We start from the raw sequence: 13,585 nt of genomic DNA on the forward strand, positions 1-13,585 counted from the left end.
GTGCCGTTAACATTCCCCTCGCATCTGGCTGCAGTGCTGCCGCTGAAGTTTTGGGCCCCAAGGCGGTTTGATGGAGTCGCACTCGCGGCCGGAACCGTTGCGCCCGATGTCGCCTACCTGGCTATGGGTACGCGTGTGTGGATCGCTGATACGCACTCAATACCGGCCCTTTTTTGGTGGTGCTTGCCGGTTGCCTTGACGTATGCCTGGATCTTCCGCCAACTCATTCCCGTCGTCGCACCGTACTTTCCAGGAAGATGGTCAGCCTGTGCCGATCTCGGTCAGGTCCGCTACACCTGGTGGATCACCGTTAGTTCTGCCCTGGTCGGCGCAGTGACTCACATCGCCTGGGATTGGCTCACACACACCGACAGATGGCTCTACGTGATGTTTGGAATCCGCTGGTACGAGACCACGGGAGTTCCTTGGTGGACCATCTCGGATTCGTTGAGCACCCTTGTGGGAGCTTATTTGGTGGTTGTACTCCTCCCTCGGGCACTTCCCGGCCGGGATGCACCGGGTCGAGGGGATAAGTCGGTTCCCGTTCCTCCCCAACTGTTCTGGGGGGTCGTTGCTGCTGCAGCTGTTGGAGGGCTGGCGTCGTTGCCTTTCCTGCCCGCCTCGGGGGTCCCTGCGGCGTCCGGAGTTCGGATTCTGCATGTAATGGCGTTAGCGCTGCTTCTAGGTGGGCTGATGGCCAAGGTTAAGAGCGACAGGCATTGAGAGCACTTACTGGATCAACTGACGGGATGTGGAGGCCAAGTGGAAACATTGCTTGACCTGGCTCGTACGTTGTCGTCGGGCCAGTTCGGCGAGCGCGGTCTGGCCGAGGTCAGGAAAATCGAGCATGAGTTCGTCGAGGTGATTACCTTTACACCGGCGGATGAAATCGTCGCCATGCTCCATGCCGTGCTCGACGAGGATTGGATGGGCCTGCCGGTGTGGGCGCGCAATCTCGCGTACCGGATGGCCTGTCTGCAGAGGCCGGACGACGTGGCTCTGCTGAGAGAGGCGGCGACGGATCTGCGAAACTTCGGTCCCGACTGGAATGAAGTCGCCGCAGCATTGAACGAAAGAGCGGAATCGTTGGAAGAGGATCAGAATTGAGAGCCGCGGTAACGAGATGAATTTGGCCGCCCGCCGGACGCAGCAGCGATGGTGACCGCCGCACTGATGAGTTGCGGTGCCGGGTCGGGTGCTGGCGAACTCGTCGAATACATCTTTCGGCAGCCGGAGAGGTGGCCGCGCTGGCGGACGCACGACAATGGGGCGCTCTCGTTCAGTGGCAACGACATCGCCTGTGTCAATAGTCCGGCTCATGGCACTCCACGAGAGAGATGTGGCGAAGTCTTGAAGTGCACACCCGTTTCGTGAATCGAAGGAGACTCATTCAGAATCTTCGGCAGCGGCCTCGTATGTTCGGACTGGACGGCTCGTACGGCATGTACGTGGCCTTTCTTAAGGGGTACGAGTTGGGCTCTGGCGATGATCTGCTGGCCAAGCTGCAGGAGAAGTTGGTTGGCGACCTCGGAACTGGGCAGAACCTAGGGTGGGAAGCTTTGCTCCTTCGCAAGCTGGCTCCTGACGATCCTGCATCCTGGTTGCCCTTGGATATACGGGATGACTCGTTTGATCGTCTGATTTGCCAAGCTCTGTTTGATCACTTGGAGGCCCCTGAAGGCGAGGCGTAACAAGCCGCGCTGATTCACAGCATCGAGCCGGGTCGTAAAGGAACCTGGCGCGACGCTCGTCTTGCTGGCCGGCGTACGGCGGTCCCGACCAGGGCTACGGCGTGATCGCCATGCACCCGGATGAATGGCGAGTGTTGGAGGCGGAACTCGACGAACGCCCGCTGAGCGGCACCAACATCTGGGGCGTCGCGACAGCCAGGTACCTGACATCAGGGCGAAGAGATCCGGTTGATAGAGGCCGGGGCTGGATGAGGATCTGCTCGACCAGGGTTCTGTCGCCCCGTCGGGGTCGTAGTCGTGGTAGACGCGCGGATGATCGTGTTGAGTATCGCCAGGGCACGGAGCGGTCGCGGACCACATCGAATGGTGGGAACTCGGCGGCAGTGTCGAAGACGGTCGCCGGGGCGAGCCCACGAGTCGGCGCCGGACGGCACCGTTCCGAGGTGGCCGCAAGGCCGCTGCGGGTGTCGCCGCAGTAGACATTCGAGCCTGGAGAGTCCGTGCGTGTTCGGCTATGGTGCCCATGCTTGGCTCGGTAGATTGCGGACTCTTGTGTCGGGCAGTTGACGATTCCCGCGTGTATCGGTTTACGGGTTGACTGGCACGGGCACCCTGTTCTGTAGTCACCTCCTCATCTCCAGAGTGGATGATTTCCTCGGTTTTCAGCGGACGCTGTGGGTAGGGGTCGTGGCGAATGCCAGTCGGTTGGCGGTGCCTATCTCGCCGCAGCGTCCTCCGCGCCGATTTCGTTACATCGACACGCCGCCGAAAATATAGACGTTAATCACCGCGCTGCCGCCCCATGCTGGCCTTGTCGTGCCGTTACACCGCTGCCTAACCTGAGCGCGCTCATGGGTCAACGGGGGAGCGGCGAGATGACGATCGATATTCGTCTGCTGGGCACTGTGGAGCTACGGGTCGACGGCCGGCTCGTGCCGATAGGTGCCGCAAAGCGCCGGGCGGTGCTCGCCGGGCTTGCCCTTGAGGCGAACCGGCCGGTCTCGCTGGACCGGCTCTCGCAGATGGTCTGGGCCGGTGCCACCCCCGCATCGGCGGTGGCGAACCTTCGCTCCCATGTGGCCGGTCTGCGTCGCGCGATCGGCGACCGGATCATCGCCCACCCGGGTGGGTACGAACTGCGGTTGGCCGCCGGTGAGCTGGATGTCGTCGAGTTCCTCCGACTGGCGGCAGACGCCCGGTCGGGACGGGACAACGTTGCCCAGGTGGCCGTAATCGGCCGGCTCACCGATGCCCTCGCCCAGTGGCGCGGGCCGGCCGGTGGAGGCGTGCCGCGCAGCACCTCCCTGGACAACCGGTGGGCGACGCTGGACGAGCAACGGCTGCAGATCTTCGAGGAGTTGGCCGAGGTCCGGTTGACCGTCGGTGAGCACGCCGACCTGCTCGCCGGTCTGCGTGAGCACCTCGCGGCCCATCCGTTGCGGGAACGCGCGTGGGGTCAGCTGATGCTCGCCCTCTACCGGTGCGGCGACACCCCGGCGGCGTTGTCGGCGTACCGGGCGGCCCGAGACAGCCTCTACGACCAGCTCGGCATCGAGCCGGGCAGCGAACTGGCGACACTGCACCGCGCGATGCTCGACCGATCGCCCGAGCTGATCTGGGTGCCGCCTGTGGTGGCCGAGCCGGTCGCTGCCCCCAGTAACCGCGTGCCGGCCGTCGATGGGAGCTGGGTGGCGCCCCGGGAGCTGCCGGCGGACCTGGTCACCTTCGTGGGACGTACCCGGGAACTGGCCGATGTGGTCGCCGCGGTGACCGGCCCGACGCCCGCCGTCGCGGTGGTCTGTGGGCCTGCCGGCGGCGGCAAGTCGGCGCTCGCGGTTCGCGCCGCCCACACCGTCGCGGACGCCTTCCCGGACGGTCAGGTCTACGTCGACCTCGGGTACCGGACCGACGTGCCGGCCGAGGAGGTCGTCGCCCGGGTGCTGCGCAGCCTCGGCGTGGCCGCCGCCGACGTCCCGCAGCACCAGGAGGAGCGGGCCGGCCAGCTCCGCTCCCGCCTCGCCGGTCGCCGCGTCCTGCTGGTGGTCGACGGGGTCACCCACGCCGCGCAGGTACGCCCGCTGGTCCCCGCCGGTCCCGGGCCCGCACTCGTGGTGGTCGCCCAGCGCCAGCTGCGGAGCCTCGACGGGGTACGCCGGATCACGGCCGGCGTGTTCGGTCACGCTGACGGACGTTCCCTGCTCGCGGCGCTGGCAGGCCCGGAGCGACTCGACGCCGATCCCGCGGCGACCCGCGAACTGCTCCGGCTCTGCACCGGCCTGCCGCTGGCCCTGCGGGTCGCCGGCGCACGATTGGCCGGCCGACCGGCGCTGTCCATGGACCGGCTGCTCGCCCAGATCGGCGACGGACGTCGCCGGCTGGACTGGTTCGCGCACGGTGATCTCTCCATGCGGGATCGACTCGCCACCGGCTTCGCGGCGGTCCGCTCGGAGGACGAGGTGGCCGGTCGGCTCATCGAACTACTCGGTGGCGCGCCGGACGGTCAGTTGCTGCCGGACAGCACCGCGGCGCGGCTCGGCGTCACCGCCGAGCGCGTGTGGCGGGCCCTCGAGGAGTTGATCGACACGCACCTGGTGTACCTCGACGAGTCGGCTGGTTACCGGCTGCCGGCGCTGGTTCGTGAGTACGCCGCGGAACTGACCGCGCTGCCCCCCGTGCCCCGGCAGCTGAGCAATGGGTGGCGAGTCGTTCCTGGTGACCGTGACCGTCCGGCGCTCCAGGGCGTTCTTGAGCACCTCTGAGGGACGCGGGGTGCCAGGTGTGGCGGGACGGGTCAGGGAGCGACCAGGCCGAGCTTGATGAGGCTGTCGGCCGTTTCGGTGATGGTCGTCTCCACCGGGCGGGGGCGCCAGCCGAGGACGTTGCGTGCCTTGTCGTTGCTGATCACCGGAACCTGACCCCGAAGGGCGGCGGCCTCACGCAGCGCCGGCTCGGTCTTCGCGGCCTCGCGAACCTCCTCGTCAGTGAGTTCCCGCGCCGGCACCCGGTCGGCCAGGCTCGGCAGGTGCCGCGCCAGCATCTGTGCCATGTCGAGGAAGCTGATCGACGGGCCGCCGACGCCGATGAACCGCTCGCCGGCGGCGTCCGGGTGCACCATCGCGCGCAGGTGCAGGTCGACCACGTCCCGCACGTCGACGACACCGAAGGACATCCGGGGTACGACCGGCATCGCTCCGGTGAGGAACGCCTGCACCAAGCCGGTCGACGCGGAGACCCGTGGCCCCAGCAGCGGCCCGAAGATGCCGGTCGGGTTGACCACGCTCAGCTCGACCCCGCCGTTCTCCCGGACGTCGTCCCAGGCCGCGCGCTCGGCGAGTGTCTTCGACCGGTGGTACGCCGGGATGTCGTCGTCCACGTTGGTCCAGTCCGATTCGCTGTACCGACCGTCGGGCTTCACCGTGTAACCCACCGCCGCGTACGACGAGGTCAGGACCACCCGTCGGACCCCGGTCTCGCGGGCGGCCCGAAGGACGCGCAGCGCTCCGTCGCGGGCCGGGCGGATCACCTCGTCGTCGTCCTTCGGTGGGGTGAACGGGAACGGCGACGCGTGGTGCAGCACGTACCGTGCCCCGTCGGCGGCCTCGGCCCAACCCTCGTCGGCGGACAGGGCCGCGGTCCGGAACTCGACCCGGCCGTCCGGGTTCGCGCCGGCCTGCCGAACCCGGTCGAGCACCTCGTCGCGCTGGCCCGCCTCGCGGACACTGACCCGCACCCGGTAGCCCTCGTCGAGCAGTCGGGCGACCGAGTAACCGCCGACGTGGCCGGTGGCACCGGTCACCAGCACCAGGGTGTCGGCGGTGGAGCGTAGCTGAATGCTATTTGACATGGTTTGTCCCATCGTTGCTCAGAAGTGGCGGAGAACGTGCTCGACCTGCTCGATGGCGCGTTCCTCGGCATTCGTGTCGCCCCGGTACCGTGCGTCCCACATGTCCGCTTTGCCGCGCATGTAGGACTGGCGGACCCGTAGGCGCTCGATCTCCGCGGAGAGACGGTCGGCGTGCCGGGCGAAGAGGTCGCGCTGTTCGGCGGCAGCCGAGCGACCGCCCTCGTCCAAGAGCGTCAGGTAGCGGCGCATCTCGGCGACGCTCATCCCGGACGACCGAAGGCAGGCCAGGGCGTCGACGCGTTCGGCGAGCGCGGCGTGGTAGCGGCGGTGACCGCTGCTGTCGTCGCGCGCGACCGGGCCGAGCAGGCCGACCTTCTCGTAGTACCGCAGCGTCGGCTCACTGAAGCCCGACCGTTGGGCCATCTCCTGGATGGTCAGGGGTGGTTCTGTCCGCTCCCGATCCGCCTTCGTCGCTGCCATGACTGAAGCGTCCCCAACTTCAAGCGCTTCAAGTCAAACGATGTGATCGGAGTGACAGCGAGCAGGATCCGAGCAGCTCGGACCTACTCGGTGAGCACCTTCACGGTGTCGGCCAGCCCGTCGTTGCGGTTGATGCCGACGAAGAACTCGCTGCCGACGTGGGTGACATCTTCGATCTCGTCGGTCAGGTTGTTGCCCGGGATGCCGATGTCGCTCTCCACGTCGCCCCCGGACCAGTTGTACTGGTATACCCAGTTCCACCCCGTGGTGGGCGTTGAGGTGTTGATCGACTTGGTGTTCCAGATGTAGTTCTCGGAGCAGTCGATGCCCTGGTCCGAACGATTGTCGTGACTCGTCAGGTTGCTCTTGACCAGCGTCCATCCACTGGTGAGCGCGCCAGCGCCGGGATGGGTCCACAGACTGCCCAACCGGCGGGCCGCGTACTTGCCGGCCCCGCCGGCAGCCGTGGCGCTGTAGCAGAGGCCGCTGATGTTGCCGATCGGCAGCCGCACCTCGCTGGTTGTGCCGACAGTTCCGTTGGCGTTCAGGCGAATGATCGTCACCTTGTCGCTCAGGAACGCGGACTGGCTTCCCTGAGTGGCGATCAAGGCCGGGCCCTGCCCCAGGTAGTTCGCGTTGTAGGCGAGGTCGTTGCCGTGGCCGAGTGTCGGGATGGAGGTGGGGGCCCCGGCGCAGACCCAGCTGGCGCCGTCCCAGGTCGAGCCGTCACGCAGCCACCGGGACAGGACCGGCTCCGCGCCGGCCGCCTTCGTGAAGATGATGTAGAGCTGACCGCCGGGCCCCGCCACCATGCCCTGCATGACCGTGCGGCCGGCCTTGCACGCACTGCTGTTCGGGATGTTCAGCCGTTCCGCGCCGCTCCGGTCGGTAGCGGCGAAGGCAGCGGCCGCCGGGGCGACGGCGATACCGATGGAGAGGGCGAGCACGGACGCGACGCTCGACAGTTTCTTCACGGGGCTGCTTCTCCTTGAGGGCTGAGGCGAAGCAGCGTATCAGTCCGTGTCGACCTGTCTATGTCGCAATGAGGCCGGCCCTGATCCCCCTGGAACCTGGGTTCCGGAGGGATCAGGGCCGGGCGTCAGATGTTGCGGTAACCAGTGCCGCCGCTCCGGTTCCCGTAGACATCGTGACCGAGGTGGCCCGTGCCGGCGCACCAACTGATACAGAACTTCGCCTGACCGACCGTGTGCGCCTCGGTGTTGCCGACGTAGTAGGTGTTGGGGGAGTTGGTCCACTTGTCGAACGACCAGCCGTAACCGGTGGAGTAGCTCCAGCCACCGCTGGCTCCCCACACCGAGGAGCCGTTGTAACACCAGTCGACGCGCAGCGTGAGCTTGTAGAGGTCGCCCCCGAACGCGTTCTCGGCCAGCCGGGTGACGCTGTAACTGCTGCAGCTCGACGCTGCCATGGCCAGCGGGTCCGCGATGGGGAGCGCCCGCGCCGAGGCGGCCCGGCGCTTCAGGAACTCGTCAACCGTGATCGATTCGGGAGCGGAGACCATGGTCCGGACCGTGACCGGAGTCTGTTCGACGGTCAGGGCCGGTGCGGCGGGCTCGTCAACGGGCGCCGCCTGAGCCGTCCCGGGCACCGCGAGCAGCCACGCGACCAGCGTCCCGGCCACGAGTGCACACTTCTTTCCTCTCATGACGCGCCTTTCGGATTCGAGTTCCGGTGAGGTCCCAGGGCGACGAACCAGGCGTCGTCGATGCGACGCAGCCAGATGACGTCGGAGTACGGCGACCCGTCCAACTGTCCGGAGAGGGTCGCGCGAACCTCGGCATCAGACGTCGTCGTGTCGAATCGGCGGTCCGACACGACGAGACGACCGCCACCGAGTTCGCTGAGCCGCCGGCTTATCTCGGCGGACGAGTCTGTGTCAGGAGCCGCGATGTCGGCGAGCTTTCCGCGATCGCGGTCGTGCAGTGCGGTGACGTAGTCGGCCACGGCCGCCTCGGGTGAGGCGGCGCCACCCGGACCGGCGAGACGAAGAGTCAGAATCGTCCCGATCACCAGGCATACCGCGACCATGCCACCGACAATGATCCACCTTTTCCGCCTCATGTCCGGTGAGCATACTTCCAAGCGTTGGCGTTGGTCGGATTGGAAAGAATCTCATTCAACGGCTTGTCCCGGTAGTCGGAGCCGTGCTGCGTCATGAGCGGACCCGCCGAATTTGTGCCGGTGCAGATCTGGGTGTGACTGATGTTGCCGTCGAAGTCGAAATCGTACTGGAGGACATCGGCGCCCAGCATCTGATAGACGCCGATACTCCTGGCGCGACCGGAGTTCCGCGCGAACCAGTACCAGTTTTCGGCGCCTCCCCAGGTGTAGCTGGAGGTGCTGGCGTACGACCCGTACCACCAGTTCGAATTGCTGCTCCGGCTGCTCAGCGGGTACGAGCCGACCGTCGCCCAACCGCCCGCCCTCATGGACTGCGAGATGAAGCTCGTGCAGTCGTCGGAATAGCTGGGATAGGCCGGATTGCGGCCCAGCGCCCAACTCCTGGCGTAGCTGACCATGTTGGCGTAGTTGTAGGCCAGCGCGACGGCATCCGACGAGCGCTCGCGCGGCAGCGTCGAGGTGACGGCTGTCGATGAGGGCTGCCGGTTGGCGGCGGGCACGCCTGCCCGGGCGGCCTTCTCGGCGTACCTCGCCTTCTCCGCCTGGAACGCCAGATCGAGCTCGTCCTCGAACTGGGTGACCGGCACGGAGAAGACGTTCGTCCACTGGTAGGCCGTCGCGGCCACGTACCACTGACCACCCGACGCGTGCAGTTCCACCCGATGCTCCGCCCGGTAGGTCTGGCGGTCGGAGCTTCCCGGCACGTTGAACACCAGGTCGGTCTGCTCGGTCACCGTCGCCGTCGCCCGAGCGCCCTCCACGACCAGGTCGGAGACGTGCACCGCGGTGATGGCGCGCCGGTATCCACCGTGCAGCGAATCGAGCCAGGCACGGACACCAGCGAGCCGGTCGGCGGTCGCACCGGCCGACTGTCGCAGCGCGCCGATCGCCGTCTGCCCGGCGGTCTTGGGCGGCGCCGCCGTCACCCACGAGGCGCGTTCGCCGAAGTGCGCCCGCAGAACGGCCTCGATCTCCTCGTTCCCCGCCACCGCCCCGGTCGGCGCCGCGACCGCGGCTGCCGCGCCCGGCAGGACCAGCCCGATCGCTCCCAGCGCTCCGGCGCCCAATACTGATCTACGTCTCATCGACACGTGCTCCCCCGATAGCTGGACGAACCGACAGGCCACTGCTTGCCTGTCGGACTTCTTGTCAGAAGGTCGCGAAGAAACGTCCGGAGGGCAATCCGCGACGTCACAGGGTTGCGGGGAGAGTATTTCCCTGATAAGCGGCACGATGACTGTGATCGTTCTGCTCTAGTGTCGGTGCTCGATGTCATCGAAGTGTCGCCTGCCCGACCGGAGTCATGCCGCCTGTGTCACGAATACGTCATCTCGAATGGTCGGTCGTACGAAGAGACGATGTTACCGCTGTCCCGGTTCGCCTACGGTGGACCGAGCCGTACGGGGGGTTGACTGAGATGCGCGGAGGAATTGCACACGTCCAGATCCACCTACAAAACGATCTAATCGGGCTGGCTCCGAATCATGCTGCGGTGTTCGGCCACTGTCTGTGCGATGCGTGTCCCTTCGACATCCGGATCATGACTTCGAAGGTTCCGGTGGTCGGGAGGGTGGAGGCGTACGACGACCATTGGCGACTCGGCAACCTGAGCGACAACTGCACCCTGATCGTTTCCGATCAGGACTCACCGGCCGACCTCGTCGTCGTTCGGCCAGGTCGGGTCCGGGCCGTCATCGAGTTCGAGCTGGCGGAGATCGCGACTGACGTCGACCGTCAGCCCTTGCTCGCCGTCTCCGGGCCGCGACCGGTCAGGTCCTGGGAATCTCTCGCCTGCCCGCAGTGGACCAACGGCAACGGCATGCGGCCGATGGTGACCAGCACCGTCTACTTCGCCGTGTTGCTCGCCCTCTGCGAGCCACGCCTGCGGTACGGGCACAACGTCCCGCTACCGACGTCGTCCGAGGTCGCCCGGCGTCTGGCCCGTCTCGACATGCCGGTCACCCCGAGAGCTGTCGACGCGCAGATCGACTACCTCGTCACGAAGCTGCGGGTCGGCAGGAGCGACGTCCCCACCTACAAGCGCGGGCAGGGCTGGAAGAAGGAGGCAGTGGTGGCGGCCGCCACCGCAGGCGGCATGGTGACGCCCGGCTCGTACGACAGCCGTTGGTCCCGAGGACCGGTCGACTCCCTCCGGCCCGACGTGGTGTCACAGCGGGTCGGCGGGCGATCGGTGCGAGGCGCGCGGGTGAGATGAGTGGCTTGTCGCTGCGGTATCCTCAGCCGGAGCATCCCGCCCTGGCGATCACTGGTAGCCGAGGTAGACGATCAGCTCGCCATCTTTGGGTTTGGCCCCCAGGTAGACAGACATCGGGTCGAACAGGGTCGGCGGCAGGGTCTGCTCCTCGGCGAGGCCCATCGCGCGGGCCAGGTCCTGCGGGGACTGGCCCGCCGCGGGCGCCACGGTGATCGTGCGCCAGCACCCACCGGAGGCGCATTCCATGCTCTCTTCGGTGACCGTCGCTCCGGCGGGCACCTCCGGCATCCGTGACATCGGTGGCAACGCTCCCTCGGTGCTGAACACCTGCAGCCACAGGAACCACAGAACCCATAGGCACGACAGCAAGCTCAGCGTGACGGCCCCGGCCACGAGGACGTGCTTCGTACGTCTTCGCATCGTGGTCCGGGACGTCATCGCGCGAGGATAGCGGGACACGGTCGGACAGTTGGGCAGCAGTGGCCTCCGGTCAGCCGAGGAAGGACTCGGGTCCGAGTCGACCCCAGGCCACGAAGGCTGCCACCGCGAGGTAGACCAGATTCACCCCGACGAACGTCGCCTCGTCGTGGCGCAGATGGGTGATCATCGCGCCGATCATCAGCAGGACCCAGCAGATGGCGGTCACCGGCACCAGCACCGGCGCGACGTCCAGCACGGCGGGCAGCAGGAGACCGGCCGCGGCCAGGAGTTCGAGGACCCCGAGGGTCTTGACGAAGCCGACGCTGGCACCGGCGGTCCACCCTCCGCCGGTGGTCGCGGCCAACCTCTCCTTGGGTACGAACGTCTTGGTGATGCCGCCGGCCAGGGCGACCGCGGCCAGCAGTCCGGCAGCGATCCACAGAGCCAGATTCATGGGATTTCCTCCTCGTCGGGTCGCACAGGAGACACCGCCGGTCGGCGCGCTGTGACAACCCGCCGAGTGACGAGTAGCACCGGCGTCGGGCGTCACAGGAGGTGGGCGGCCGGTGTCTGATGGGCGACGCGGCCGAGACCGACGACACTGGAGGACGCATGGATGCCGAGGGCGGAAACATCAGCGCGGACGGCAACGGACAGTCCGCTGTCGACGCGTTCGTCGCCCACCGAAACCTGCTCTTCACCGTCGCGTACGAGATGCTCGGCTCGGCCGCCGACGCGGAGGACGTACTCCAGGAGACCTGGCTGCGGTGGGCGGACGTGGATCTTCCGGCGGTGCGGGACCAGCGGGCCTACCTGGTCCGGATCACCACCCGACTGTCGCTCAACCGGCTCCGGGCGGTCGGCCGGCGCAGGGAGTCGTACGTCGGCCCCTGGTTGCCGGAGCCACTGCTGACCGCACCCGACGTCGCCGAGGACATCGAACTCGCCGAGAGCGTCTCGATGGCGGTGCTGCTGGTGTTGGAGACACTTGCGCCGACCGAGCGTGCGGTGTTCGTCCTCCGCGAGGTCTTCGATCTTGCGTACGACGAGATCGCCGAGGCGGTCGACAGGAGTCCGGCCGCCGTCCGTCAGATCGCCCACCGGGCGCGGGCGCACGTTGCCGCGCGCCGGCCTCGTGGCGTGGTGTCGCCGGACGAGAGCCGGCGGGTGCTCACGGCGTTCCGGGTGGCCCTGGAGACCGGCAACGTGCAGGGCCTGCTCGACGTGCTCGCGCCGGATGCCGTGCTCCTCGGCGATGGTGGCGGGGTCAAGCAGGCGGTGTTGCGGCCCATCATCGGTGCCGACAAGGTGGCTCGCCTGCTGTGCAGCACCCACGTCCGGGTCGAGACCATGGCGCTGCACCCCGCCGAGGTCAACGGTCACCCGGCGCTGATTCTGCGACTCGACGGTGCAATCGACACCGTCGTCGCGCTGCGAATCGATGACGGTCTCATCACTGGGGTCTACGCCGTGCGCAACCCGGAGAAGTTGTCGCACGTGCGGCGCGAAACCACCCTCCGCCGCTGAAGCCGTCCCGATCGTGTCCGCACTGACCGAATGCCAGAGTCAGAACGGCGGCGACGGTGTCTCCGGTGGGTGCCGGCGGGCGCGTCGGGTGTCTGCGCCAGCCACGCCGAGCAGCACCACGGCGGCGACCGCGCCGGCGGTGAGCGGCTGGAGGTGCGCTGCTGCCGGCGTCAGCAGGCCGAGGGCCAGCAGGCCGGCCAGCCGGGATCGGGACACCCGGGCGAAGACCTGGTATTCGAGGGTGGAACGCCCGATGAGGAAGAGCGCCGGGCCGCCGAGGATGGCGATGAGCCAGGCCGCCGGGAGGTGCCCGAGCGGTTCGGTGATGAACAACTCGAAGCCGACGCCGGTCAGCACGATTCCCGCGATCATGACCATGTGGGCGAACGCCATGCCGGTCGCCAGCCGGGCCGGGTCGCGGGAGCGGTCGACGGCCGTGCCCAACACTCCTCCCGCCACGTGGAAGTAGATCCGCCAGAGCAGGACGGTGGTCGCCAGCGCCAGGACGAATCCACCAGTCTGATCGGTGTCGAACTCGCTGCCGCTGAAGGCGAGCCCGATGACGAAGATCGCCTCGCCGAGAGCGATGAGCAGGAACTGCTGGTAGCGCTCGGCCAGGTGCTCGGCCGCGATCATCCGGACGCCGATGCGTCGCGCGCCGAGCCGGGGGGTCGGCCAGCCGAGGAACAGCCCGGTGTAGTCGATCAGCACCGCGACGGTCCAGAGTGCGCCGCGGGCGGTGCCGTCGTTGACCAGGCCGCCGACGACCCACAGTGGTGCGCTCAAGCCCAACCAGAACAGGATCCGGATGGACTGGTGCGGGTCCGGCCGGCCGTGCCCGGCGAGGTGGAAATACACCACCCGGCCGATCTGGAGGGTCACCAGGGTGATGGCGAAGAGGGAGGCCCGCGCGCCGAAGCCGTCGGGCACGGCGACGGCCATCGTCATGGCACCAACCAACGTCATGATGATGACGGTCTGGATGATCGGGGCGTCCGGGTCCAGCCAACTGGTCGACCAGACCGTCACCGACCAGATCGCCCACAGCGCCAGGAACAGCAGCAGCGCCTGGCCGAGTCCCGCGTACACGCCGCGGTGGCCGTCGGTGAAGTCGACGATCAGCCGCGCGGAGATCCGGGTGAGGGCGAAGACGAAGACCAGGTCGAGGAAGAGTTCCAGGAAGGTCGCGCGCTGCCGGGTGGCGTCGTCGCGGAGCAGACGGACGTCGCTGGTGCTCCTCATCGGCGCGCCACGCGTCGGTGCCCC

At 67.6% G+C, this 13,585-nt stretch carries 14 protein-coding genes; 5 read left to right on the forward strand and 9 right to left on the reverse strand.

The window, feature by feature from the left end; translation table 11 throughout:
- From QSK15_RS32565 to QSK15_RS29050, 3 genes are all read left to right on the forward strand, one after another.
- Entirely contained in the window at nucleotides 1-723 is a 723-nt protein-coding gene (locus QSK15_RS32565; protein ID WP_352232236.1) for a DUF4184 family protein, read from the forward strand.
- Nucleotides 724-762: 39 nt separating this feature from the next.
- Complete coding sequence (locus QSK15_RS29045; RefSeq protein ID WP_285797232.1) at nucleotides 763-1,107, forward strand: hypothetical protein; 345 nt, start codon at nucleotides 763-765, stop codon at nucleotides 1,105-1,107.
- A 1,459-nt stretch (nucleotides 1,108-2,566) separates the two neighbouring features.
- Complete coding sequence (locus QSK15_RS29050; RefSeq protein ID WP_285797233.1) at nucleotides 2,567-4,450, forward strand: AfsR/SARP family transcriptional regulator; 1,884 nt, start codon at nucleotides 2,567-2,569, stop codon at nucleotides 4,448-4,450.
- A 32-nt stretch (nucleotides 4,451-4,482) separates the two neighbouring features.
- Here the strand turns inward: QSK15_RS29050 and QSK15_RS29055 are convergent, their stop codons facing one another.
- From QSK15_RS29055 to QSK15_RS29080, 6 genes are all read right to left on the reverse strand, one after another.
- Nucleotides 4,483-5,535, reverse strand: a complete 1,053-nt coding sequence (locus tag QSK15_RS29055) for an NAD-dependent epimerase/dehydratase family protein (RefSeq protein ID WP_285797234.1) — start codon at nucleotides 5,533-5,535, stop codon at nucleotides 4,483-4,485.
- 18 nt (nucleotides 5,536-5,553) lie between these two features.
- A complete protein-coding gene (locus tag QSK15_RS29060; protein WP_285797235.1) occupies nucleotides 5,554-6,015 on the reverse strand; it encodes a MerR family transcriptional regulator in 462 nt (153 codons plus the stop codon).
- 83 nt (nucleotides 6,016-6,098) lie between these two features.
- Nucleotides 6,099-6,989: a hypothetical protein gene (locus tag QSK15_RS29065; RefSeq protein ID WP_285797236.1), complete on the reverse strand. Its 891-nt coding sequence runs from the start codon at nucleotides 6,987-6,989 to the stop codon at nucleotides 6,099-6,101.
- A gap of 125 nt (nucleotides 6,990-7,114) precedes the next feature.
- Nucleotides 7,115-7,681 carry a hypothetical protein gene (locus QSK15_RS29070; RefSeq protein WP_285797237.1) on the reverse strand — a complete coding sequence of 189 codons (567 nt, stop codon included), beginning with the start codon at nucleotides 7,679-7,681 and terminating at the stop codon, nucleotides 7,115-7,117.
- On the reverse strand, nucleotides 7,678-7,980 hold the full coding sequence (locus QSK15_RS29075; protein WP_285797238.1) for a hypothetical protein: 303 nt from the start codon (nucleotides 7,978-7,980) through the stop codon (nucleotides 7,678-7,680). The genes QSK15_RS29070 and QSK15_RS29075 overlap by 4 nt, the downstream gene beginning before the upstream one ends.
- Before the next feature lie 113 nt (nucleotides 7,981-8,093).
- Nucleotides 8,094-9,242 carry an amidase domain-containing protein gene (locus QSK15_RS29080; RefSeq protein ID WP_285797239.1) on the reverse strand — a complete coding sequence of 383 codons (1,149 nt, stop codon included), beginning with the start codon at nucleotides 9,240-9,242 and terminating at the stop codon, nucleotides 8,094-8,096.
- A 455-nt stretch (nucleotides 9,243-9,697) separates the two neighbouring features.
- On the opposite strand from QSK15_RS29080, the gene QSK15_RS29085 reads away from it, so the two are divergent.
- Complete coding sequence (locus QSK15_RS29085) at nucleotides 9,698-10,372, forward strand: hypothetical protein (protein WP_285797240.1); 675 nt, start codon at nucleotides 9,698-9,700, stop codon at nucleotides 10,370-10,372.
- Between the two features lie 48 nt (nucleotides 10,373-10,420).
- Here the strand turns inward: QSK15_RS29085 and QSK15_RS29090 are convergent, their stop codons facing one another.
- Nucleotides 10,421-10,810: a hypothetical protein gene (locus QSK15_RS29090; protein ID WP_285797241.1), complete on the reverse strand. Its 390-nt coding sequence runs from the start codon at nucleotides 10,808-10,810 to the stop codon at nucleotides 10,421-10,423.
- Nucleotides 10,811-10,862: 52 nt separating this feature from the next.
- Entirely contained in the window at nucleotides 10,863-11,246 is a 384-nt protein-coding gene (locus tag QSK15_RS29095; protein WP_285797242.1) for a DoxX family protein, read from the reverse strand.
- A 158-nt stretch (nucleotides 11,247-11,404) separates the two neighbouring features.
- On the opposite strand from QSK15_RS29095, the gene QSK15_RS29100 reads away from it, so the two are divergent.
- Nucleotides 11,405-12,319: an RNA polymerase sigma-70 factor gene (locus QSK15_RS29100; RefSeq protein ID WP_285797243.1), complete on the forward strand. Its 915-nt coding sequence runs from the start codon at nucleotides 11,405-11,407 to the stop codon at nucleotides 12,317-12,319.
- Between the two features lie 39 nt (nucleotides 12,320-12,358).
- Here QSK15_RS29100 and QSK15_RS29105 read toward each other — a convergent pair whose 3' ends face one another.
- Entirely contained in the window at nucleotides 12,359-13,561 is a 1,203-nt protein-coding gene (locus QSK15_RS29105; RefSeq protein WP_285797244.1) for a low temperature requirement protein A, read from the reverse strand.
- Nucleotides 13,562-13,585: the final 24 nt, after the last annotated feature.

The organism is Micromonospora sp. NBRC 107095 (assembly GCF_030269705.1).
GTDB lineage: Bacteria > Actinomycetota > Actinomycetes > Mycobacteriales > Micromonosporaceae > Micromonospora > Micromonospora parva.